The following is a 22504-nucleotide window of genomic DNA, read 5'->3' as shown; positions in this document are numbered from 1 at the left end:
AACGCGGCGCGACCGCCCCGCGCGACCTGGCAGCATGGCGGGGTGACAGCAGCAACGCACTCCACTCCCTTCCCGCAGGTCCCCGAGACGGCCGACGCGGTGCTCGACGGGCTCGACCCCGAGCAGCGCGAGGCCGCGACGGCCCTGAACGGCCCGGTGTGCGTGCTGGCCGGCGCGGGCACCGGCAAGACCCGCGCGATCACCCACCGGATCGCCTACGGGGTACGCGCCGGGATCCTCCAGCCCTCCAGCGTCCTCGCCGTCACCTTCACCAACCGGGCGGCGGGCGAGATGCGCGGCCGGCTGCGCCAGCTCGGCGCCGGCGGCGTCCAGGCCCGCACCTTCCACTCGGCGGCCCTGCGCCAGCTCCAGTACTTCTGGCCCAAGGCGGTCGGCGGCCCGCTGCCCCGGCTCGTCGAGCGCAAGGTCCAGCTCGTCGCCGAAGCGGCCGCCCGCTGCCGGCTGCGGCTCGACCGCAACGAACTGCGTGACGTGACGGGCGAGATCGAGTGGGCGAAGGTCACCCAGACCGTCCCCGGCGACTACCCGGCGGCGGTCGCCAAGTCCCACCGGGACGCGCCCCGCGACACCGCCGAGATCGCCCAGATCTACCGCATGTACGAGCAGCTCAAGCAGGACCGCGGGGTGATCGACTTCGAGGACGTGCTGCTCCTCACCGTCGGCGTGCTCCAGGACCGGCACGACATCGCCGACCAGGTCCGCCGCCAGTACCAGCACTTCGTGGTCGACGAATACCAGGACGTCAGCCCCCTCCAGCAGCGTCTCCTCGACCTGTGGCTCGGCGACCGCGACACGCTGTGCGTGGTGGGCGACGCCAGCCAGACCATCTACTCCTTCACCGGCGCCACCCCCGACCACCTGCTGAACTTCCGCACCCGCCACCCGAACGCGACGCTCGTCAAGCTGGTCCGCGACTACCGCTCCACCCCGCAGGTCGTGCACCTCGCCAACGGACTGCTCGGCCAGGCCACCGGCCGGGCCGCCGAACACCGGCTCGAACTGGTCTCCCAGCGCGCTGCGGGCCCCGAGCCCGTCTACACCGAATACGGCGACGAACCCGCCGAAGCCGAGGGCGTGGCCCGCCGCATCCGCGACCTGATCGCCTCCGGAGTCTCGGCCGGCGAAATCGCCGTGCTCTACCGCATCAACGCCCAGTCCGAGATCTACGAACAGGCCCTGGCCGACGCGGGCGTGCCCTATCTGCTGCGCGGCGCCGAGCGGTTCTTCGAGCGCCCCGAGGTCCGCGAGGCGGTCGTGGCCCTCGGCGGCGCGGCCCGCGCCGGCGGCAACGACTCGCTGCTCGACGACGCGGTGGACCTGCCGTCCCAGGTGCGGGCCGTGCTCGGCACCAAGGGCTGGACGGCCGCACCCCCGGCCGGCTCCGGCGCGGTGCGCGACCGATGGGAATCGCTGGCCGCCCTGGTCAGGCTCGGCGAGGACTACGAACGGGCCAAGCCCGGCGCGACGCTCTCCGACCTGGTGACCGAGCTGCGCGAGCGGGAGGCCGCCCAGCACGCCCCGACCGTCGAGGGCGTCACGCTGGCATCGCTGCACGCGGCGAAGGGCCTGGAATGGGACGCCGTGTTCCTGGTCGGCCTCACCGAAGGCATGATGCCGATCACCTACGCCAAGACGGACGAGCAGATCGAGGAGGAACGCCGGCTCCTGTACGTCGGCGTCACCCGCGCCCGGGTCCACCTCGGGCTCTCCTGGTCCCTCTCGCGCTCTCCGGGCGGCCGCGCCTCGCGCCGCCCCAGCCGCTTCCTGAACGGGCTGCGACCCGGCTCCGGCTCCCGCGCGGCCCGTGCCACGGCGGGCGCAAACCCGGGTGTCGAACGCGGCCCCGCCGCCCGCAAGCGCACCCGCCGCGGACCGGTGCTGTGCAGGGTGTGCGGGAAAACACTCACCGAAGCCGGCGAGATGAAGCTGATGCGCTGCGAGGACTGCCCGTCGGACATGGACGAGGCGCTGTACGAGCGGCTGCGCGAATGGCGCTCCCGCCAGGCGAAGGACCTGGGCATGCCGCCGTACGTCGTCTTCACCGACAAGACGCTGATGGCGATCGCGGAGGCCGTGCCGTCCAACGGCCACGAGCTCGCCGTGATCTCCGGAGTCGGCGCCCGCAAGCTGGACCGATTCGGCACCGATGTCCTGGCCATCTGCGCAGGTGACGAGCCTGGAGGAGCCGACGAGGAAGGTTCCTGAAAACTCGTCGAAAAAATAGTTTGCGCCCGCCCCGGGGATCCCCATAGGTTCTTAACCACGGAAACGAGAGCTTCTCCGAAGCCGGGTCTCCGTGCTGTACTTAGCTGTACGTAACCCCATACGCATGGGACCAGGCCCCCCAAGGCCGAAGTCCCCGAGACGCCGAGAGGAGGCGAGACCAGTGGCCAGCAACATCGAGACCAGCACCAGCACCAGCTCCATCACCACCAAAGTGAGCGTCCACTCGGTCGCCGCCACCTGCCCGCTCGGCTCTCCGTTCCAGGGCACCGGTCTGTCCACCGGTGTCTCCGGTCTGCTCGGCCTCAGCGCGACGGTTCCGGCCCCCCTGGCGATCATCCCCGTGCGTGATGAGCGCAATGAGCGACCGATTCTGGCGCCGGCAGCAGCAGTAGCGAAGGGACGGGCCCTGGCCCACGCCTTTGCGGCGACCGGCGCAGGAGCGGCACAGCAGACGAAGAAGTACCAGCACCACACGATGTGGGCCTTCCGTGGGCTCGAACCCTGGAGTGATCCAGCCTGATGCAGATCAGGCAGGCGCCTTCAGGGCCGCGGAACCCCACCCGGGATCCGCGGCCCTTCTGTTTGTCCCGAACGGGACGGACGGAGCGAAGGGGGGCCTCGGTACCAGCCGAAACCCGGCCGACCGGCCGGAACGACACAGCCGAACACACCCGACAAGACGAGGTTGAAAACACCGTGCAACTCGAAGCGCACGCCCCGTCGGTACCGCCCGCCCCGACTCTCCCCCCGCCCGGTCTCACGGAGGACCCCGCCTTGACTCCCCTCACCGCGCTCACCGCGCTCGACGACGCCATCGAGAACCTGGGCGTACCCGTCCCCTGCCGCTCCTTCGACCCGGAGGTCTTCTTCGCCGAGTCGCCGGCCGATGTCGAGTACGCCAAGTCCCTCTGCCAGACCTGCCCCCTGATGGCCGCCTGCCTCGCCGGTGCCAAAGAGCGGCGCGAGCCGTGGGGTGTCTGGGGCGGAGAGCTCTTCGTCCAGGGTGTGGTCGTTGCCCGCAAGCGGCCGCGTGGCCGCCCGCGCAAGAACCCGGTCGCCGCATGAACCGCCCGGGAACCATCGACCATCCCCGAACGAACGACCCCCAGAAACAGGCCCCGATGACGACGTCCGCCAGCGAGCCCACCGGCTCCGCGACCCCAGACTTCACCACCACCGGCGCGAACAAGTCGCGCCAGAACAGGACCCTCGAAATGCAACTCATGCCAGAAGCCCTGGCGCGTGCGCATATGCATCAGCGCCTCCAGGAAGCCGAGTCGGAACGCCAGGCACGTCGCCTGGTGGCCGCCCGGCGACTGCAGCAGCGTGCCGAACGCGCCTCGATGCGCGCCCGCCGCGCCCTGGCGATGGCCGTCATGCACTGACGGCCGACGCCGTACGGCGAAAGCCGTGAAGTGAGCGAACGATTGCGGGGGCCGGTCCGAACGGACCGGCCCCCGCGGTGCGTTGTGGCCCCAAAGCGGCGGGCGCGGCGGTATCGTCGCGAGGTGGACGACCAGAATCGGCCGATGGCCGAGCCCCTCGTGTGCTCCCACTGCGGAACCGCGGCCCCGGCCGACGGCCCGCCGCCCACCTGGATCTACTCGGTCGAGAACGGCACCCGCCGCTACTACTGCGACGACTGCGCCCGAGCCAACATCAGAGCCATCGAAGGCAGGCTCGACGCCGCTTGGTGGTAGCTGGCCCACCCCACCCCACCTCACCGCCGGGGGCCCTTCCCGGGGGACCTAGCGCCGGGGGCCCGTCCCGGGGGCTCATCCCCGGGCCCCCGCCCCCCCCGCCCCCCCCGCCCCCCGAATCCCGCGCCCCCCGGCCCGCAGAGCCCTGCCGCCCCGGGTCCCGCGCACCCCGATCACGGCGGCCTGGGCCCTTGGCCGCCCGCCGCCACGAGCCCGCTCCTACGCCTCCTCGGCGGCCGCGGCGACGCTCGCTTCCGCGGTCGCCCCGGCCACGCTCGCCTCCTCAGCGCTCGCGGACAGCTGCTCCGCCGGGGTCGCCGCGGGCTTGGCGGGGACGAATCCCGGGAGCCACTCCTCCAGTTCGTCCCGCATGCGCACGGTGGCCTCCAGCTGGCAGAGCACCCCGATCGTCGACAGCGTCACCCGATGTATCAGGAGGTACGAGGGCGGCAGATTGAGCTGCTTGCCCAACTGGTGGGCGGGCGAGCGGGGGTCGGCGATCCGGGCCGCCTGCCCGCGCATCCAGCCGCGGCTGAAGGTGAACTCGTCCGCCTGGGCCGGCTCGATGATCGGCAACAGGTAGTCGAGGACCGCGTCCGGATCGAGGTCGATGGAATCCTTGACGAAGCCCTCCTCGCGCAGCATCTCGTAGACCGCCTCGGCATCGCCTTCCAACGTCATCCGCAGGGATGCTCCGATGGTCGCGGGCAGCCCGCCTGGCAGCCGGTCCACGGTGCCGAAGTCCATCACGCCGAGCCGCCAGGGCCCGTCCGCCCGCTCGGGCGGCAGCAGGCGGAAGTTGCCCGGATGCGGATCGGCGTGCAGCAGCCCGGTCCTCGCCGGGCCCGAGAAGAGGAAGCGCATCAGCAACTGCCCGGCCCGGTCCCGCTGTTCGGGCGTCCCGTCCTTGATCACCTCCGAGAGGGGTATGCCGTCCATCCACTCGGTCACCAGGACCTGCTCGCTCTGGTGCACCACATCGGGCACCAGGACATCGGCGTCCCCCGCGAATTCCGCCGCGTGCTCCCGCTGCGCCCGAGCCTCCAGCTCGTAGTCCAACTCCTCCGAGACCCGGTCGCGCAGCTCGGCTATCAGCGGCTTGATGTCCATGCCCGGAATCAGCGGGCCCAGCAGCCGGGCGAACCGGCTCAACTGGGTGAGGTCCGAGAGCAGCGCCTCCCCGGCTCCGGGGTACTGCACCTTGACGGCCACCTCGCGCCCGTCGTGCCACACCGCCCGGTGCACCTGCCCGATCGAGGCGGCGGCCGCCGGCTTCTCCTCGAACTCCAGGAACAGCTCGCGCCAGTCGGCGCCGATGCGCTCCTCCAATACGGCGTGAACGGTGCGGCTCGGCATCGGGGGCGCCGCCTCCTGGAGCTTGGTCAGGGCGGCCCGGTAGGGCCCCGCGACCTCCTCCGGCAGGGCCGACTCGAAGACGGACAGTGCCTGCCCGAACTTCATCGCGCCGCCCTTCAGCTCACCCAGGACCTTGAAGAGCTGCTCGGCGGTGCGCTGCTGGAGCTCACGGGCGACCAGCTCGGCGGACTTCCCGCCGATCCGCTTGCCCAGGCCCCACGTGGCCCGGCCGGCGAAGCCAAGTGGCAGTGCGGCCAGCTTGGCGGTCCGGGTGACCGCCTTTCGGGGAAGATCAGACATGCGCCCCTCCAATTCCCAGACAGCCACGCCCTCGCAGGCGCTACCGGACCATTGTGTCGTGTGGCCCCGCGGCCCCCGAGGCCTGCTCCCCCCGAGTGTTCCCGGCCGCGCCGCAGAAGCAGTCACGGTGCGGCTCGATCGGGGCGGAGCGCCAGTCGAGCCGGGGCAGTGACGCTTCCCAGCGGCTGCCGGTGCTCGTCGGCAGGTCGCCGTCGAGGAAGGCCAGGGCGTGGGCCGCCGCCAGGCCCGCCACGGCGGTCGCGAGCGACAGATCGCAGGCCGGTACGGCGGTGCGCTGCCGGCCCGAGCGCCACTGGGCGAGCAGCCGCGGCCAGCCCGGGTCGCGCTCGGTGCGGCCGAGTGCCAGGCATCCCGCGCACCCGGTGCCGCCCGGCAGGACGAGCGGTCCCACCACCCCCGTCGTCTCCACGACTCCCGCGTACAGGTGGGGGATTCCGGCACGGATCCAGTCCTCGGCGTCCATCGCGTTCGGCGCGTGCACGTCGAGCGCCTCGCGCGGGGCGACCACGATCAGGGACAGCCCCGGCTGCTCCCCGTCCCGCTGGTGGCGCGGCGGGCCCCCGGGCGCCGCGCGCCGCACCAGCTGGGCGGCCGCCGCGGCCCGACGCTCGCCGACGGCCTGACCGGGCAGCCCGCCCGGCGTTACATCGCCTGGCTGCGTCACGCCTCCGTCCAGGACGTCGACCCGGCCCACCCCGGAGCCGGAGAGCACCGCGGCGATCGCCGCGCCCACCCGGCCGGCTCCGCGCACCTGGACCCGTATGGCCCTGCGGGCCGCGAGCGTCTTCGCCGCGTCGCCCGGCCCGGGGTGCAGAAGGGAGAGGGACGCCAGATCCGGCCGTAGTCGCTCATGGGCGCCGGTCCGGGACCGTAACGCCTCCGCCTCCGGGCCGCCGGCCGTCGGATCGTCGACCACGCCGGCCGCCGTCAGGCGAGTCAACAGCGCGTCGACCTGAGCCGGCGGCAGGTCCAGGGCGCGTGCCCGCTCGTACAGGAGCGGCAGGCCCTGGGTGCCGTCGAGCAGGTCCAGGAAATGGCCCGTCGCCGGGTCGACCGGCGCGAGGACCACGGCCTGTGCGGGAGTGATCCCGAACTGCACGGTCGCACGGTCCCGCCAGGCCCGGCGCAGTGCCGGCTTCAGCATCGGATGCATGGTTCCACCCCTGTTGTCGTGTCTCTTCGCGCGCCTGCGGCGGCTGCTCGATCGCGGGCCGTCGCGCGCCGTGGGACAACCCTGCCCGGTCGTGGCGGAGGGCGTGAAAAGTTGTCCACAGGCAGGGGGTATTAGTCATTCAAATGGTGCACCTCAGCGGATGGATCATGGCTCAACCGCCCCGGAGGCGGGACTTCCCCCACTGACAGCGGGTAACGTCGGGGCGTGCCCGCCGACCCACTGCAGAGTGCCGGAAGCCCGCCGCGCCGCCCGACCGGCCTGCCGCCGCGCGGGCCGGCCACGAGCGCGGTCGAGGTGCGCCGCAGCGCCCGGCGCAGCCGAACGGTCTCCGCCTACCGTGAGGGTGACCGCACCATCGTTTTGATCCCGGCCCGGATGTCCGAGGCCGAGGAGCAGCGGTGGGTCACGGTGATGCTCGACAAGCTGGCCGCGCAGGAGAGCAAGCGGATGCTGGGCGACGCGGAGCTGACCGAGCGCGCCGAGCGGCTTTCGGAGCAGTACTTCGCGGGCCGGGCCCGCCCCGCGTCGGTGCGCTGGGTGACCAATCAGAACACCCGCTGGGGCTCCTGCACCCCGGCCGAGGGAAGCATCCGGCTTTCGCACCGGCTGCAGGGCATGCCCGAGTACGTCGTCGACTACGTGCTCCTGCACGAGCTGGCGCACCTGCTGGTTCCCGGCCACGGACCCCGGTTCTGGCGGCTGCTCGACGCCTATCCGCGCACCGAGCGGGCCCGGGGCTATCTGGAGGGCGTGGTCGCCGCCGACCGCCTTCCGCACCTGCCGGGAGCCCGCGAGGAGTAGGGCTCGACGGTTGTGTACCGAATGTGTAGCGACTTCGTCGATTGTCCGAGGCAGCCGTTAGCCTGGCGCGACGCAATCACCTCGGGATGGGGGACGGTCGGTACGCATGGCCAGGGAATTCCAGCGCGGCCACAAGGCCAAGGTCAGTGATCTCACGGCGGGGACGGATCTGTACGTCGGTGTGCAGATCGCCGGCCCGGGGCTGACCTTCGACATCAGCTGCTTCGGGCTCGACGCCAACGAGCAGCTGTCCGACGACCGTTACTTCGTGTTCTTCAACCAGCCGAAGTCTCCCGAGGAGTCGATCCAGCTCCTCGGCGCCCAGTCCGGTGACAGCGAGTCGTTCCGCGTCACCCTGGACCGCGTTCCGCCCCACATCCACAAGCTGTCCTTCACCGCGACCCTCGACGGCGCGGGCCAGATGTCGCAGGTGGGCCCCGGCTACATCCGGGTCGTGGCCGGCGGTCAGGAAGTGGTCCGCTATGCCTTCACCGGCGCGGAGTTCAGCACCGAGCGGGCCGTCATGCTCGGCGACTTCTACTTGAAGGACGTCTGGCGCTTCGCCGCGGTGGGCCAGGGTTTCGACGGCGGCCTCGAAGCCCTCCTGAAGAACTTCGGCGGCGAGGTCCTCGACGAGGAGCCCGCCGCCCCGCAGCAGCCCGAGCCCCAGGGCGCCGCCCCGGGTTTCGCTCCGCCGCCCCAAGCCGGCGCGCCCGCCCCGCAGTTCGGCGGCCCGGCGCAGGCGCCGCAGCCCGCGCCCTCCTTCGGTGCGCCCGTGCCGCCGCCCGCCCCGGCTCCGGCCGCACCGCAGCACTACGCGCCGCCGCAAGGGTCGACACCGCCGCCGCCTCCGGCGCCCAGCCCGCAGATCCACGCGGCGCCCACCATCGCCGCTCCGATGCACCTCGTCCCGGGCGCCGTGCCGCCGCCCGCGCCGGCGCCGTACGGGCAGCCGCCGCAGCCCGCGTACGGCCAGCCGCCGCAGCCGCCGCAGTTCGGGCAGGGCCCCGGCCATATCCCGGGCCAGACGCCGCCGCCGGGCGCCCCCGCTCCGTACGGCCAGCCCGCTCCCTACGGACAGCCGGCGGCCTATGGCCAGTCCGCGCCGTACGGCCAGCCGCAGGGCATGCAGGGCGTGCCCCAGGGCGGCGGGCTGCAGGCCGCCATCCAGACGTACAAGGAAGTGCCCACCGGCCAGCGCTGGACCGCGCAGAACAAGCAGCTGGTCCGCGTCGACCTCGGGGCCGACGGTCAGCCCGTCCTCGCCCGCCAGGGCAGCATGGTCATGTACCAGGGCAAGGTCGACTTCGGCTACAAGGGCGCCGGATTCGCCGGCCGTATCGTCGGCAACGCCACCGGCCAGGAAATGCAGCTGATGCGCTGCACCGGCCGCGGCCAGGTCTTCCTCGCCGAGAACAGCGCCCATCTGCACCCCATCGAGCTCCAGGGCGACGGCATCTGCGTCTCCGCGGAGCACGTTCTGGCCTTCGACGAGTCGCTTCAGTACGAGGTCCGCCGCATCGAGGGCCACGGCATCCCCGGCGGCGCCCTGTTCACGATGCTGTTCCAGGGCACCGGCACCGTCGTCGTGATGACGCACGGCACCCCGGTGGTGCTGCCGGTCACCCCGACCACGTTCGCCGACAGCGACGCGATCGTCGCCTGGTCCGCCGCGTCCCAGGTGATCGTCTCCAGCCAGGTCCGGCTGCGCCGCAACGCCTATCCGGGAGACAGCGGCGAGTCCGTCAATCTCCAGTTCCGGGGCGCCCCCGGCAACTTCATCGTCGTCCAGCCGTACGAGGTCTGAGGGAGCCCGAAGACATGAATCAGCAACTCGCGGGCTATGCCCCGACCCCCGTCGCGGCCCGCATGGAGAACCACGGCAGCGCCATGCTCAAGGTCGCCATGGCCACCGGGCAGGACCTGTTCGCCCGGGTCGGCTCGATGGTCGCCTACGAGGGCTTCATCCAGTACGAGCCCAACCCGCCCGCCGTGCGCCAGATGGCGCGGGACTGGATCACCGGCGAGGGCGCGCCCCTCATGAAGTGCACCGGCGACGGCCTGCTCTACCTCGCCGACTACGGGGCCAACGTCGTGATCGTCAACCTCGACAACGACGCTCTCTCGGTCAACGGCACCAATGTGCTCGCCTTCGACGCGAGCCTCCAATGGGGTGTCGAGCGGGTCAAGGGCCTCGCCAAGTTCGCGGGCCAGGGCCTGTTCAACGTGAAGATCTCCGGCACCGGCTGGGTCGCCCTGACCTCGCGCGGCACCCCGGTCGTCGTCGACTGCGGAAGCGGCGAGGACGAGACGTACGTCGACCCCGACGCGCTGGTCGCCTGGTCCCCGAACCTGAAGGTGAAGGGCAAGCGCAGCTTCAAGGCGTCCTCGCTGATCGGCCGGGGCAGCGGAGAGGCCTACCAGATGGCCTTCTCGGGCAAGGGCATCGTCGTCGTACAGCCGAGTGAGGACAGCACGGACCGCCTGCGGGCCCGGGGCTGAGGGGGAGAGACATCATGCAGAGCCCGCTTTTCAGCTACACCGAGCAGCAGTCCCAGGAGCGCTACACGCCGCAGAACGCGCAGCTGCTGCGTGCCGTGCTCACCGGCCACGACGACCTGCTGGCCCGCAAGGGGTCGATGGTCGCCTACCAGGGCCTGCTGGAGTTCGACGGGGAGTACCAGTCGAACGGGCAGCGCAACGCCCGCGCCCGCACCGGCGAGGGCCTCGACCTGATGCGCGTCTCGGGCCAGGGCACGGTCTACCTCGCCAACCTGGCCCAGCACGTCCACGTGGTGGACGTCGACCGGGACGGGCTGACCGTGGACAGCGGCTACGTCCTCGCGATGGACTCCTCGCTGCACCACGAGGTCATCGCCGTGGACAGCCAGTACGGGGTGTCCGGCACCGGCAAGTACCAGCTCAACATCACCGGCACCGGCAAGGTCGTCCTGATGACCTCGGGCCAGCCGCTGATGCTCCAGGTCACGCCCGACAAGTACGTCAACGCGGACGCGGACGCGATCGTCGCCTGGTCGACCTCGCTCCGGGTCCAGATGCAGGCGCAGACGCACTCCACGGGCGTGTGGCGGCGCCGTGGCAACACCGGCGAGGGCTGGGAGCTGAGCTTCCTGGGCCAGGGCTTCGCCCTCGTGCAGCCCAGCGAGGTGCTGCCGCCGCAGAACGCGGTGATCGCCCAGGGCCTTCGGGGCCAGTACGGCATGGGCCAGCAGGGCGTCCACGCGCAGAACCAGGGCAACGCCTGGAGCTAGGCGCTCCGCTGGGCTTCAGGACATCGGTAACGTCCGGGACATCGGTAACGTCCGGGACATCGGTAACGTCCGGGACATCGGTAACGTCCGGGACATGGGTACGTCCGGGACATGGGTACGTCCGGGACATGGGTGAGGGGCGTTCGCCGTGGCGAACGCCCCTCACCCGTATGCCAGTTGGAGCCTGGCCGCCTCCCGCTACAACCGCGCGCGCGTCGCTTCGACCAGCCGGACCACCGACGTGTCGGCGACCGCGGCCACCTCGTCGTAGCCGAACCAGCGCAGGTCCAGCGACTCGTCGCTGATCGCCTCCACGGCGCCGGGCGGGGCCAGCGCCGCGTACTGGACGTCCAGGTGCCAGTGGCAGGGCGCCGGGATCGGATGCCGGTCGAGCCGCACAGGACCGCCGGGCAGCAGGCTGAGACCGGCCACCCCGGACTCCTCCTCGGCCTCGCGCAGCGCGGCGGCCGCCACCGTGGCGTCGCCCGGCTCGCAGTGGCCGCCCATCTGGAGCCACATGCCGAGCTTCTTGTGCAGCGTGAGCAGGACACGGCCGTGCGTGGGGTCGATGACGAGCGCGCTCGCCGTCAGATGCCCCGCCTCACAGGCCTTCCACATCCCGTCGGGGTGCAGCGAGAGATGGTCCAGGTAGGCCTGGCGCAGCTCCGGCTGGTCCTCGTACGCCTTCAGGACGAGGACCGCGTCATCGTGCAGGGTCACTTGCCGGACTCGCCCTCGGTGTCGCTGTCGTCGCCCTTACCGTCCTTCGGCTCGGCCTTGGGCTCGTCCTTCGGCTCGTCCTTCTTCAGGGAGGGCCCGTTCTGCTCGGCGGCCTCGCCCAGCATCTTGTCCAGCTCCGAGAAGTCCAGGTGCTCGCGGTGCACGAAACCGTCCGGGTCGTCGAGGTCGGACGCGGTCGGCAGCATGTCCGGGTGCTCCCACAGGTCGTCCCTGCCGTCCACGCCGCGGGCGTCGGTGAGCGAGGCCCACAGGCGGGAGGCGTCGCGCAGCCGGCGCGGGCGGAGCTCAAGGCCGATCAGGGTGGCGAAGGTCTGCTCGGCCGGGCCACCGGTGGCCCGGCGCCTGCGGAGTGTCTCGCGCAGCGCGTCGGCCGAGGTGAGCCGGGGCTTGGCGGCCGCGTGGACCACCGCGTCGACCCAGCCCTCGACCAGCGCGAGGGCCGTCTCCAGACGCGCCAGGGCGACCTTCTGCTGCGGGGTGTCCTCCGGCTGGAACATGCCCTGCTGAAGAGCCTCCTGAAGCTGTTCGGGGTTGGACATGTCGAGCTGGCCGACGGCGTCCTCCAGCTTGGCCGTGTCGACCGTGATGCCGCGCGCATAGCCCTCGACCGCGCCGAACAGATGCGAGCGCAGCCACGGCACATGGGCGAAGAGCCGCTGGTGGGCGGCCTCGCGCAGCGCCAGGTAGAGCCGGATCTCGTCCTGCGGGACGCCCAGGTCCTTGCTGAAGGCCGCGATGTTCAGCGGGAGCAGCGCGGCCTTGCCCGCCGGGCCGAGCGGCAGCCCGATGTCGGTCGAACCGACCACCTCGCCCGCCAGCACACCGATGGCCTGACCGATCTGCTGGCCGAACATGGCGCCGCCCATGGAGCGCATCATGCCGAGCAGCGGGCCCGCCATGGCCTGCATCTCCTCGGGCAGCACGCCGCCCATGGCCGCGCCGACACGCTCGGCGACCGGGTCGACCAGCTCCTTCCAGGCCGGCTGGGTCGCCTCGACCCACTCCGCGCGGCTCCAGGCCACCGCGGTGGTGGAGCCCGAAGGCAGCGACGTCGCGTCGTCGAGCCACAGGTCGGCCAGGCGCACGGCTTCCTGGACCGCGGCGCGCTCGGCCGGGCCGATGCTCTCGTCCTTGGTGCCGTCGGCGGTGCCCTGGGCGACCGTCTGGCGCGCGATCTGCTTGGCCATGTCCCAGTTCACGGGACCGCCCTCGTAGCTGAGCATCTGCCCGAGCTGCTGGAAGGCGGCACCCAGGTCGTTCGGGTTCATCGAACCGAACATCGCGGCGAACGGATTGTCCGCGCCGCCCTGGCCGCCGAAGCCGAGGGGATTGCCGCCCTGGCCACCGGCACCCTGACCGCCTCCGGCAGGGTCCTTCTTCTTGCCGTCGCCGTCTTCCGGCTCCTCCGGCGGAAGGCCGAATCCGAATGGGGTGTCACTCACGGGTTTCCTCGGCTCGTTAGGCCGCCGGCTCGTGCCGACGGCGGCTGGCCCACAACACCACCAGCGTAGACATCCGAACGGGATTGGGGCTCGGTGCTCCGCTGCCTCGCGGCCTGCGGCAGGATGGACGCCACCTGGTACGTACGCGTCATTAACGTACGTACTGAAGACAACCGCTGGAGACGCCCGGTGAGTTCCCCAGATCCGAAGGTTCGCGCAGCGCGAAACCTCTCCGCCTCAACATCGCGCGGCCCCGTCGTCGCCGTGACCGGTGCCGCCTCCGGGATCGGCGCCCTGCTGACCGCGCGCCTCGCCGCGTCCGAGGAGGTCAAGCAGGTCGTCGCCATCGACGAGCGGCGAGGTGACGTGTCCGAGGCGACCTGGCACATCCTGGACGTACGGGACCCGGCGATCGCCGAGAAGCTGCGCGGCGCCGACGTCGTCGTGCACCTCGCGCTCGACCTCGACCTGGAGACGGACCCGGCGGCCCGCTCCGCCTACAACGTGCGCGGCACCCAGACCGTCCTGACGGCCGCGGCCGCCGCCGGCGTGCACCGGGTGGTGCTCTGCACCTCGGCGATGGTCTACGGGGCGCTGCCCGACAACGACATCCCGCTGTCCGAGGACGCCGAGCTGCGGGCCACCGCGGAGGCGACCGGCGTCGGCGACCTCCTGGAGATCGAACGCCTGGGACGGCGGGCCCCGCGGGCCCACCCCGGGCTCAACGTGACCGTGGTGCGCCCCGCCGTCCTGGTCGGCGGCACCGACACCGCGCTCACCCGGTACTTCGAGTCGCCGCGCCTCCTGGTCGTCGCCGGATCCCGGCCGACCTGGCAGTTCTGTCACGTCGACGACCTGTGCAGCGCCCTGGAGTACGCCGCTCTGGAGAAGGCCGAGGGGGAGTTCGCGGTCGGCTGCGACGGCTGGCTCGAACAGGAGGAGGTCGAGGAGCTCAGCGGCATCCGCCGCATGGAACTGCCCTCGGCCGTCGCCCTCGGCGCCGCGGCCCGGCTGCACCGGATCGGGCTCACCCCCTCGCCCGCCGGTGACCTCGCGTACACGATGCACCCGTGGGTGGTCAGTGTCGGGCGGCTGCACGACGCGGGCTGGCGGCCGCAGTGGACCAACGAGGAGGTCCTCGCCGAACTCCTCGAAGAGGTCGCGGGACGGCACACCGTCGCAGGACGCAGGCTCGGCCGCAAGGACGCCACCGCCGCGGGAGCCGCGGGCGCCACCGTCGCCCTGCTCGGCGCGGCCGCCGTGGTGCGCAGGGCCCGCAAACGGCGGGGCCTGTAGAACCCTCCTACGACGGTCGCGGCCACCCGGTCGAAAGAGCTATTCCGGGATGTCACTCCCGTGCGGCACGATGGAACCATGGCACGCACGTATCCCGACCATCCCGGCGAGCAGGCGGCGCACGACCCGATCCGTCTCCTCGCGATCCGTGACACCCCGCTCTCCGTCGACGAGGTCCTCGCGGCGTCGGGGGACTTCGCGGCGGGCGGCACCACGCTCTTCGTCGGCACCGTGCGCAACCACGACGGCGGCGCCGACGTCGACACGCTCGGATACTCCTGCCATCCGAGCGCCGAGGCCGAGATGCGCCGAGTGGCCGAGAAGGTCGTCGCCGACCATCCGGTCCGGGCGCTCGCCGCCGTCCACCGTGTGGGTGATCTCGCGGTGGGAGATGTCGCGGTCGTCGTCGCGGTGTCCTGCCCGCACCGGGCGGAGGCCTTCGAGGCCTGCCGCAAGCTGATCGACGACCTCAAGCACGAGGTTCCCATCTGGAAACACCAGCGGTTCTCGGACGGTACGGAGGAGTGGGTCGGCGCCTGCTGACCGGGGCCCGCGAAATCTGAAACCCCGTCGGATGCATGCGCCCCGATTTGCGTAACCGCCCCCCGGGCACGAGCGTTGAACCGGCGGATGACCAGTCCGCTGATCTGTCGGTTCGCGGTCTGCCGGTTTGCGGTCGCCTATGAGGGGACGGGAGGACGGAATGGCTGCACTCGCATGGCTGCTGATTCCGCTTTTCGCTGCTGTCGGTGCGGCGATATGGGCGCGTTGGGCAGCCCGTAACCGCACCAGCGGAGATGTGTCCGAACTCGCCGGCTACAGCCGGTTCCGTGAAGCGATGGAGCGGTCCCACGTGGGAGCCGACGCCGACACGGCGACGCCCCCCGAGTGCGCCCCCGCGCAACACACCGCCGTCCGTTCGTAGCAGGCCCTGCGAGGGCCCCGTACGGACCGGCCCCAGGGGTGGGCGCACAGGACGGTCCCGTACTGTCGTTCCATGCCACGCCGCACCGCGACGATGCTCGCCTCCACCCTCGTGCTGATCGCGCTGCTCTGCGCCGGGGTACTCATCAAAGTGCCGTACGCGGAGATGTCTCCCGGGCCCACCGTGAACACGCTCGGCGACGCCGGCGGCGAGCCGGTGCTCCAGATCTCCGGCCACCAGACGTACCCGACGACCGGGCACCTCAACATGACGACGGTCAGGGTCACCGGTGCGGACTACCGGATGAACCTCTTCGAGGCGGTCTACGGCTGGCTGGCACACGACAACGTGGTCGTCCCGCACGACACGCTCTACCCGGACGGCAAGACCGACGAGCAGTCGAACCAGGAGAACGCCGAGGAGTTCAGCCAGTCGCAGGAGAGCGCCAAGGTGGCGGCCCTGAACGAGCTGAAGATCCCGGTGAAGAGCTGGGTCGTCGTCTCCTCCGTGGTCAAGGGCAGCCCCGCCGAGGGCAAGCTGCACGCCGGTGACGCCATCCAGGCCGTCGACGGCACCAAGGTCACCAAGGCGGCCGATGTCGCGACGCTCGTCACCAAGCACAAGCCCGGCCAGAACGTCGTCTTCACGATCGCGCCCGCCAAGGAGGCCGAGACCGCCAAGAAGGCGGGCAAGGCGCCCGAGGGCGGCGAGAAGATCACCATCACCACGGAGAAGGCACCGGACAGCGACCGCGCCATCGTCGGCATCCAGGCCGGGAGCGACCACGCGTTCCCGTTCACGGTCGACATCAAGCTCGCCGACGTCGGCGGACCCAGCGCCGGCCTGATGTTCTCGCTCGGCATCGTCGACAAGCTGACGCCCGAGGACCTGACCGGCGGAAAGTTCGTCGCCGGCACCGGCACGATCGACGACACCGGCGCGGTCGGCCCGATCGGCGGCATCGAGATGAAGCTGATCGGCGCCCGCCAGGCGGGCGCCCGCTACTTCCTGACGCCCAAGGACAACTGTGCGGCCGCCGCGAGCGACATCCCCTCGGGCCTCACCCTGGTGAAGGTCGACACCATTCACGACGCCCGGCAGGCGCTCGACAAGATCCGTACGGGGGACACGGCCGGCCTGCCGAGCTGCTCGGCCAACTGACGCCGCCCGCGCCCGCGCCCCCGCCCGCGCCCCGCCCGTCCTTCTGTCCGGCCTAGGCGAAGGTCGCGGCCAGCGCCTCGGCGAGGCCCGGCACCAGGTCGGGGCCGGTCAGGACCTCCGTGGCGGAGTCCTTCTCGCGCAGCCGGATCGCCGACTCGCGGGCACCGCCGCGCAGGACCGCCACCGTCATCCGCACCTCCTGGCGGTCGGGGTGGGCGGCCACCCACGTGGCGAGCTCCTTGTCGCTGAGCCCTTCCGGCACGGACGTCTCGGCGGACGGCGGCAGCATCAGGCGCTCGACCGTGAGCGCGCAGCCGGCGACCGTGTCGGGCCACTCGATGGTGCCGAGGAATTTGTCCAGCGGCTTGTTGCGCGGAATCTCCTCCTGCTCGATCGGGGTCAGCCCGGAGACCGGCGCGTCGTCGTCGGCGGAGACCAGGTTCGGGGCCTGGGCACGGAGCTTGGCGGTGTCGACGAGGGCGAAGAGCCGGGCCGGCTTGTCCCAGCCGAGACCGGATGCGTACTCGTCGATTTCGAGCACCGCGCGGGTGAGCGGGCTCGCGGCCATCGGGGGGCCTGAGGGAGAAACGTTGGACATGGACAACATCCTGCCCTCTTTCACCCCCCGATCGGGAACTGAGTAAAGCCTCAGTAAGTTGCATGAGTGGGCTCTACGATCGCTGGGCCCGCCCATACGACAGCGAACTTCGAGGTGCGCACCTTGGCTTTCCAGATGCCGGACCGCGGCTCAGGCCCGTCCGGGCCACGGATCAGAGTCGGCCGGCCGTCCCGCCGGGTCCGGACCCTGCTGATGACACTGGGCATTCTGGCCGTGCTCGCCATGGCCTTCGTCATGTTCGCGGGGTTCTGGACCGACTGGCTGTGGTACCGCTCGGTCCACTACTCGTCGGTCTTCACCACCCAGCTGTGGACGAAGGTCGGACTCTTCCTCGTGTTCGGGCTCCTGATGGCCCTCGCCGTCGGCCTCAACATCTGGCTGGCGCACCGGCTCAGGCCGCCGCTCAGCGCGATGTCCCTGGAGCAGCAGAGCCTCGACCGCTACCGGATGGGCATCGCGCCGTACAAGAAGTGGATGCTGCTCGGGATCACCGCGCTCATCGGCCTCATCGCCGGCGCCTCCGCCTCCGGCCAGTGGCGCACCTGGCTGATGTGGGTCAACGGGGTGCCGTTCGGCCAGAAGGACCCGCAGTTCAAGCTGGACGTGTCGTTCTACGCCTTCGACCTGCCCTGGTACCGCTTCCTGCTCGGCTTCGGCTTCGCCGCGGCCGTCCTCTCGCTCATCGCCGCCGCGCTCACGCACTACCTGTACGGCGGGCTGCGCATCACGAGCCCCGGCGCGCGCGCCACGGGAGCCGCCACCGGACACCTCTCGGTGCTGCTCGGCGTCTTCGTGGTCCTGAAGGCCGTGGCGTACTGGCTCGACCGGTACGGCCTGGCGGTGAAGTCCAGCGACTTCAAGGCGACCAACAACTGGACGGGCCTTCGCTACGTCGACGCCAACGCGTATCTGCCGGCCAAGACGATCCTGTTCTGCATCGCGGTCATCTGCGCCGTGCTGTTCTTCGCGACGCTGTGGCGCCGCACCTGGCAGTTGCCCGTCATCGGCTTCGGCCTGATGGTGCTCTCGGCGATCCTGATCGGCGGGCTCTACCCGGCGATCGTGCAGAAGTTCCAGGTCCAGCCCAACGAGCAGGCCAAGGAAGCGCCGTACATCCAGAAGAACATCGACGCCACCCGCAAGGCGTACGGCATCGACGACGCGGCCGTGACCAACTACAAGGGCACGGCCGACACCAAGGACAACGCGAAGCTCCGCGCGGACGCAGACTCGGCGGCCAGCTACCGCATCATCGACCCCAACGTCGTCTCGCCCGCGTTCCAGCAGCTCCAGCAGGAGCGCAAGTACTACCAGTTCCCCTCGACCCTCGACGTGGACCGCTACCAGGACAAGGACGGCAAGGAGCAGGACACCGTCATCGGTCTGCGCGAGCTCGACCTCAAGGGCATCGACAAGCGCAACTGGATCAACGACCACTTCACCTACACCCACGGCTTCGGCGCGATCGCGGCCAAGGGCACCAGCGTGGACGCCAACGGCGCGCCGGACTTCACCGAGTCGGGGCTGCCCACCACCGGCCAGCTCCCCTCGGACTACGAGCAGCGCGTCTACTACGGCGAGAAGACCGACCAGTACTCGATCGTCGGCGGGCCCCAGAAGGAGCTCGACTACGAGAGCGACGGCAAGGCCCAGGTCACCACGAGCTTCAAGGGCAAGGGCGGCGTGAGCCTGTCCAACCCCTTCAACCGGGCCGCGTACGCCGTCACCCTCAACGAGCCGCAGATCCTGTACTCGGGTGCCATCGGCAAGGGATCGAAGATCCTCTACAACCGCACGCCGAAGGAGCGCGTCGAGGCGGTCGCCCCCTGGCTGACCATCGACGGCGACGCCTACCCGGCGGTCGTCGGCAAGCGCATCCAGTGGGTCGTCGACGCGTACACGACGACCAACGGCTATCCCTACGCCTCGCGCACCACGCTCGGCGAGACCACCACGGACTCGCTGACCGACAAACAGCGCGCGGTGGTGGCCCAGCAGAACCAGGTCAACTACATCCGCAACTCGGTGAAGGCGACCGTCGACGCGTACGACGGCACGGTCACGCTGTACCAGTGGGACGACAAGGACCCCGTCCTCAAGACGTGGATGAAGGCGTTCCCCGGCACGGTGAAAACCAAGGCGTCGATCCCGAAGGACCTGCTCGCCCACCTGCGGTACCCGCAGGACATGTTCAAGGTCCAGCGCGAGCTGCTCACCCGCTACCACGTCACCAGCCCCGCGCAGTTCTACAGCGGCAGTGACGCCTGGCAGGTGCCGGACGACCCGACCAACAAGGACAACAGCGCGGTTCCGCCGTACTACCTGTCCCTGAAGGTGCCGGGCGCCGAGAAGGAGGGCGCGAAGTTCTCGCTGACGACGACGTTCACGCCCAACGGCCGGCCCAACCTGGGCGGGTTCATGGCGGTAGACGCCGATGCCGCGAGCCCGGACTACGGCAAGATCAGACTGCTGCGGGTCACGGACAACGTGCAGGGCCCGCAACAGGTGCAGAGCAAGCTGAACGGCTCGCCGGAAGTCGCCGAGTTCGTACGGAACCTGAGAGGCACCGACTCCGAGATCGACTACGGCAACCTGCTGACGGTGCCGCTCGGCGGGGGCTTCCTCTACATCGAGCCGGTGTACGCGCGCGGCGGCAGCGCCAACTATCCGCTCCTGAAGAAGGTCGGCGTCTCCTACGGGGACAACACCTACTTCAAGAACAACCTGGCGGACGCGCTGAACGCGGTCTTCGGGGCGGACGGGGCGACACCACCGTCCACGACCACCCCGCCGACGACGAACCCGCCGACCACGCCACCGCCCACCGGCAACGCCACGGTCGACCAGGCCATCCAGGACGCCCAGAAGGCGTACGAGGACGGCCAGAAGGCGCTCGCCAAGGGCGACTGGAAGGCCTACGGCGACAGCCAGAAGGCGCTCCAGGACGCCCTGCAGAAGGCGGCCGACGCGGCCAAGCCCGCGAGCTGACCCGGCCGGACCGGAGCTGACCTGCGCAGACGAGGTCGGCTCCGGTCGGGAGCGGCCCCGCCCCCGTGGTAGCGTGGTGTTTACCGACGCGGGGTGGAGCAGCTCGGTAGCTCGCTGGGCTCATAACCCAGAGGTCGCAGGTTCAAATCCTGTCCCCGCTACTCACTGACGAGGGCCCGGATCCTTTCAAGGATCCGGGCCCTCGTCGCGTCCGGGCCCCGTGCCGCCCAGGAAGTCCGACGTTTGTTCGTTGTTCGGCGTCCGACAACCGGTGGCTGGAACCCGATGGCGTGAAATCTTGTCTTGTCGGGGGGAGTTGGGGTACACGGGGTTTGGTGTGTCTCTCTGTGGGCATGTCGACAAAACGCTGAAGTGACCTCACGAGCTGCGGTATACCAGGTGTACGCCGGTTGCGGGTGGTGCGACGATGGTATTTATGGGGGACAGGGCAACTCTGTTGGAAACAGGGCGGTTTGTGCAGACACGCTCCGATGAGGATGCTGACACCGCTGACGCCGAGACCGAGGCGCGGCACCGGCGTGCGGCCGACGGCGGCGATGCCGAGTCCATGAGCGTCCTCGGCTCCCTGCTGCTGCGCCGCGGCGACCTCGACAGCGCCGAGCCCTATCTGCGCGGCGCCACCGCCGAGGGCGACCGGGCCGCGGCCAACAACCTGGGCGTCCTGCTCCACCAGCGCGGCTATACGGACGAGGCGGCCGGCTGGTGGCGCATCGCCGCCGTCGCGGGATCCGCCGCGGCGGCGCACGCGCTCGGCCGCCACTACCGCGAGCGGGGCGACGAGCCGGCCGCCGAATACTGGCTGCGCCAGTCCGCGGAGCAGGGCCACGCGCTCGGCGCGTACGCGCTCGCCGACCTCCTGGAGCACCGCAGCGACGTGGGCGCCGAGCGCTGGCTGCGCGCCGCGGCCGAGCAGGGGCACCGCGAGGCCGCGTACCGCCTGGCGCGGCTCATCGACCGGCGCGGCGAGGCCGAACCGGCCGGCGAGGGGCCCGGTGACATCGCTGTCGCCCCGGCGCCGGAGGGCGAGAGCGCCGGTGACGAGGCCGAGCCCTGGTACCGGCAGGCCGCCGCGCGCGGACACCGCCGCGCCGCCCTGCACCTCGGCGCGATCCTGGAGAAGCGCGGCGAGCTGAAGGAAGCGGGCCGCTGGTACCTGACCTCCGCCAAGGACGGCGAGGCGAAGGCCGCCTGCGCGCTCGGCTTCCTGCTGCGCGACGCGGGCGACGAGGAGAGCGCCGCCGTGTGGTGGCTGCGCGCCGCCCAGGACGGCGACGGCAACGCCGCCAACGCGCTCGGCGCGCTGCACGCCGCCCGCGGGGAGCAGCAGACCGCCGAGCGGTGGTACCGGGCCGCCATGACCGCGGGCGATGTCAACGGGGCGTACAACCTGGGGCTGCTCTGCGCCGCCCAGAACCGCACGGCCCAGGCCGAGCAGTGGTACCGCAGGGCCGCCTACAGCGGGCACCGGGAGGCCGCCAACGCGCTCGCGATCCTGCTGCTCCAGGCCGGCGACGCGACCGGCGCGGAGCCCTGGTTCTCCAAGGCGGCCGAGGCCGGCAGTGTGGACGCCGCCTTCAACCTCGGCATCCTCTTCGCGGGCCGCGACGACGACCGCACGGCCCTGAAGTGGTACGAGCGTGCCGCGGCCGCCGGGCACACCGACGCCGCCCTCCAGGTCGGCATCGCACTGCTGCGGGACGGGGAGGAGCAGGCCGCCGAGCGGCATCTGCGGTGCGCGGCGGGCGGCGGCAGCGCCGAGGCCGCCTTCCGGCTCGCCACCGTCCTCGACGCGCGCCAGCCGCCGCCCGGCCCGCCCGCGCTCGGCGAGCCGATGGCCGAGAAGACCGAGTGCGAGGAGTGGTACGAGCGCGCCGCGCAGCAGGGGCACCGCCGCGCCCAGGTGCGGGTCGGCATGCTGGCCGCTGCGAGGGGAGACCTGGAGGCGGCCGCGCGCTGGTACGGGGAGGCGGCCGAGGCGGGCAGCCGCAACGGCGCGTTCAACCTCGGGCTTCTGCTCGCCCGCGAGGGCCGCGAGCGCGAGGCGGCCCTGTGGTGGACCCGCGCCGCCCACGCCGGACACGGCAGGGCGGCGCTGCGCCTCGCCCTGCTCGCCGCCCGCCACGGCGAGCTGACCGAGGGGCAGCGGTGGTGCGCGAGGGCGGTCGAGCTCGGTCCCGCGGAGGTCGCTGAGCGTGCGGCGCGGCTGCGCGAGGCACTGCACCAGGAGCTCACGGCCTAGCGATTGCCCGGCCGATGGACGCACCCTCGGCGGACTCTCTCCGGCTCTCCCTGGGATCTCCGCCGGCCCCAGGGGAACAGATTTGCGCTGGTCGGTGCCGTCCCGTAAGGTTGGGTTCACCGACGCGGGGTGGAGCAGCTCGGTAGCTCGCTGGGCTCATAACCCAGAGGTCGCAGGTTCAAATCCTGTCCCCGCTACTTG

The 22504-nt window shown here is 71.3% G+C and carries 20 protein-coding genes and 2 tRNA genes; 17 read left to right on the top strand and 5 right to left on the bottom strand.

The window, feature by feature from the left end:
* Positions 1–42: 42 nt before the first annotated feature.
* The 5 genes from OG432_RS09955 to OG432_RS09935 all read left to right on the top strand — a co-directional run bounded on the left by OG432_RS09955 (position 43) and on the right by OG432_RS09935 (position 3947).
* Complete coding sequence (locus tag OG432_RS09955) at positions 43–2226, top strand: ATP-dependent DNA helicase UvrD2 (RefSeq protein ID WP_328309869.1); 2184 nt, start codon at positions 43–45, stop codon at positions 2224–2226.
* Positions 2227–2407: 181 nt separating this feature from the next.
* Complete coding sequence (locus tag OG432_RS09950; protein WP_328309867.1) at positions 2408–2767, top strand: hypothetical protein; 360 nt, start codon at positions 2408–2410, stop codon at positions 2765–2767.
* A gap of 176 nt (positions 2768–2943) precedes the next feature.
* Complete coding sequence (locus OG432_RS09945; protein ID WP_053729898.1) at positions 2944–3312, top strand: WhiB family transcriptional regulator; 369 nt, start codon at positions 2944–2946, stop codon at positions 3310–3312.
* The gene (locus OG432_RS09940) at positions 3309–3632 is read left to right on the top strand and encodes a hypothetical protein (RefSeq protein ID WP_328309861.1); all 324 of its coding nucleotides are present in this window, start codon (positions 3309–3311) and stop codon (positions 3630–3632) included. The genes OG432_RS09945 and OG432_RS09940 overlap by 4 nt, the downstream gene beginning before the upstream one ends.
* 123 nt (positions 3633–3755) lie before the next feature.
* Positions 3756–3947, top strand: coding sequence for a hypothetical protein (locus tag OG432_RS09935; RefSeq protein WP_328315373.1), 192 nt, complete (start codon positions 3756–3758; stop codon positions 3945–3947).
* A 219-nt stretch (positions 3948–4166) separates the two neighbouring features.
* On the opposite strand, the gene OG432_RS09930 is transcribed toward OG432_RS09935, so the two are convergent.
* Positions 4167–5603, bottom strand: a complete 1437-nt coding sequence (locus tag OG432_RS09930) for an ABC1 kinase family protein (RefSeq protein ID WP_328309859.1) — start codon at positions 5601–5603, stop codon at positions 4167–4169.
* 40 nt (positions 5604–5643) lie between these two features.
* Positions 5644–6777: a ThiF family adenylyltransferase gene (locus OG432_RS09925; RefSeq protein WP_328309857.1), complete on the bottom strand. Its 1134-nt coding sequence runs from the start codon at positions 6775–6777 to the stop codon at positions 5644–5646.
* Between the two features lie 225 nt (positions 6778–7002).
* Here OG432_RS09925 and OG432_RS09920 point away from each other — a divergent pair, with 225 nt between their 5' ends.
* The 4 genes from OG432_RS09920 (at position 7003) to OG432_RS09905 (ending at position 10871) form a co-directional block, all read left to right on the top strand.
* Positions 7003–7599, top strand: a complete 597-nt coding sequence (locus OG432_RS09920) for a M48 metallopeptidase family protein (RefSeq protein ID WP_328309855.1) — start codon at positions 7003–7005, stop codon at positions 7597–7599.
* 106 nt (positions 7600–7705) lie between these two features.
* Positions 7706–9406: a TerD family protein gene (locus tag OG432_RS09915; RefSeq protein ID WP_328309853.1), complete on the top strand. Its 1701-nt coding sequence runs from the start codon at positions 7706–7708 to the stop codon at positions 9404–9406.
* Between the two features lie 14 nt (positions 9407–9420).
* Positions 9421–10101 (top strand): AIM24 family protein, encoded by a 681-nt coding sequence (locus tag OG432_RS09910; RefSeq protein ID WP_328309851.1) that lies wholly within the window; start codon positions 9421–9423, stop codon positions 10099–10101.
* A gap of 14 nt (positions 10102–10115) precedes the next feature.
* Positions 10116–10871 carry an AIM24 family protein gene (locus OG432_RS09905; protein ID WP_328309850.1) on the top strand — a complete coding sequence of 252 codons (756 nt, stop codon included), beginning with the start codon at positions 10116–10118 and terminating at the stop codon, positions 10869–10871.
* A 198-nt stretch (positions 10872–11069) separates the two neighbouring features.
* Here OG432_RS09905 and OG432_RS09900 read toward each other — a convergent pair whose 3' ends face one another.
* Both OG432_RS09900 and OG432_RS09895 read right to left on the bottom strand, forming a co-directional pair.
* Entirely contained in the window at positions 11070–11591 is a 522-nt protein-coding gene (locus tag OG432_RS09900; protein ID WP_328309848.1) for an NUDIX hydrolase, read from the bottom strand.
* Positions 11588–13054, bottom strand: a complete 1467-nt coding sequence (locus tag OG432_RS09895; protein ID WP_328309846.1) for a zinc-dependent metalloprotease — start codon at positions 13052–13054, stop codon at positions 11588–11590. Before OG432_RS09895 ends, OG432_RS09900 begins: the two co-directional genes overlap by 4 nt.
* 189 nt (positions 13055–13243) lie before the next feature.
* On the opposite strand from OG432_RS09895, the gene OG432_RS09890 reads away from it, so the two are divergent.
* The 4 genes from OG432_RS09890 to OG432_RS09875 all read left to right on the top strand — a co-directional run bounded on the left by OG432_RS09890 (position 13244) and on the right by OG432_RS09875 (position 16436).
* Positions 13244–14350 carry an SDR family oxidoreductase gene (locus OG432_RS09890; RefSeq protein WP_328309844.1) on the top strand — a complete coding sequence of 369 codons (1107 nt, stop codon included), beginning with the start codon at positions 13244–13246 and terminating at the stop codon, positions 14348–14350.
* 78 nt (positions 14351–14428) lie between these two features.
* Positions 14429–14893, top strand: a complete 465-nt coding sequence (locus OG432_RS09885) for a molybdenum cofactor biosynthesis protein MoaE (protein ID WP_328309842.1) — start codon at positions 14429–14431, stop codon at positions 14891–14893.
* Between the two features lie 160 nt (positions 14894–15053).
* Positions 15054–15275 (top strand): hypothetical protein, encoded by a 222-nt coding sequence (locus tag OG432_RS09880; RefSeq protein ID WP_328309840.1) that lies wholly within the window; start codon positions 15054–15056, stop codon positions 15273–15275.
* A gap of 72 nt (positions 15276–15347) precedes the next feature.
* Complete coding sequence (locus OG432_RS09875) at positions 15348–16436, top strand: YlbL family protein (protein ID WP_328309838.1); 1089 nt, start codon at positions 15348–15350, stop codon at positions 16434–16436.
* A gap of 52 nt (positions 16437–16488) precedes the next feature.
* On the opposite strand, the gene OG432_RS09870 is transcribed toward OG432_RS09875, so the two are convergent.
* Positions 16489–17034 (bottom strand): PPA1309 family protein, encoded by a 546-nt coding sequence (locus OG432_RS09870; protein ID WP_328309836.1) that lies wholly within the window; start codon positions 17032–17034, stop codon positions 16489–16491.
* A 135-nt stretch (positions 17035–17169) separates the two neighbouring features.
* On the opposite strand from OG432_RS09870, the gene OG432_RS09865 reads away from it, so the two are divergent.
* The 4 genes from OG432_RS09865 (at position 17170) to OG432_RS09850 (ending at position 22500) form a co-directional block, all read left to right on the top strand.
* A complete protein-coding gene (locus tag OG432_RS09865; RefSeq protein WP_328315055.1) occupies positions 17170–20043 on the top strand; it encodes a UPF0182 family membrane protein in 2874 nt (957 codons plus the stop codon).
* 87 nt (positions 20044–20130) lie between these two features.
* Positions 20131–20204, top strand: a tRNA-Met gene (locus OG432_RS09860).
* 266 nt (positions 20205–20470) lie between these two features.
* Complete coding sequence (locus tag OG432_RS09855) at positions 20471–22303, top strand: tetratricopeptide repeat protein (protein ID WP_328309834.1); 1833 nt, start codon at positions 20471–20473, stop codon at positions 22301–22303.
* A gap of 123 nt (positions 22304–22426) precedes the next feature.
* A tRNA-Met gene (locus tag OG432_RS09850) sits at positions 22427–22500 on the top strand.
* Positions 22501–22504 lie beyond the last annotated feature (4 nt).

Origin of the sequence: Streptomyces sp. NBC_00442 (genome assembly GCF_036014195.1) — a bacterium.
Lineage (GTDB): Bacteria > Actinomycetota > Actinomycetes > Streptomycetales > Streptomycetaceae > Streptomyces.
This window is presented reverse-complemented; position numbering and strand designations above follow the sequence as displayed.

Bases quoted from the DNA above. Each gene is read 5' to 3' on its own strand.
- OG432_RS09940 (WP_328309861.1), top strand. From the start codon at position 3,309: ATGAACCGCCCGGGAACCATCGACCATCCCCGAACGAACGACCCCCAG.
- OG432_RS09930 (WP_328309859.1), bottom strand. From the start codon at position 5,603: ATGTCTGATCTTCCCCGAAAGGCGGTCACCCGGACCGCCAAGCTGGCC.
- OG432_RS09925 (WP_328309857.1), bottom strand. From the start codon at position 6,777: ATGCATCCGATGCTGAAGCCGGCACTGCGCCGGGCCTGGCGGGACCGT.
- OG432_RS09915 (WP_328309853.1), top strand. From the start codon at position 7,706: ATGGCCAGGGAATTCCAGCGCGGCCACAAGGCCAAGGTCAGTGATCTC.
- OG432_RS09910 (WP_328309851.1), top strand. From the start codon at position 9,421: ATGAATCAGCAACTCGCGGGCTATGCCCCGACCCCCGTCGCGGCCCGC.
- OG432_RS09905 (WP_328309850.1), top strand. From the start codon at position 10,116: ATGCAGAGCCCGCTTTTCAGCTACACCGAGCAGCAGTCCCAGGAGCGC.
- OG432_RS09885 (WP_328309842.1), top strand. From the start codon at position 14,429: ATGGCACGCACGTATCCCGACCATCCCGGCGAGCAGGCGGCGCACGAC.
- OG432_RS09880 (WP_328309840.1), top strand. From the start codon at position 15,054: ATGGCTGCACTCGCATGGCTGCTGATTCCGCTTTTCGCTGCTGTCGGT.
- OG432_RS09875 (WP_328309838.1), top strand. From the start codon at position 15,348: ATGCCACGCCGCACCGCGACGATGCTCGCCTCCACCCTCGTGCTGATC.
- OG432_RS09870 (WP_328309836.1), bottom strand. From the start codon at position 17,034: ATGTCCAACGTTTCTCCCTCAGGCCCCCCGATGGCCGCGAGCCCGCTC.
- OG432_RS09865 (WP_328315055.1), top strand. From the start codon at position 17,170: ATGCCGGACCGCGGCTCAGGCCCGTCCGGGCCACGGATCAGAGTCGGC.
- OG432_RS09855 (WP_328309834.1), top strand. From the start codon at position 20,471: ATGGTATTTATGGGGGACAGGGCAACTCTGTTGGAAACAGGGCGGTTT.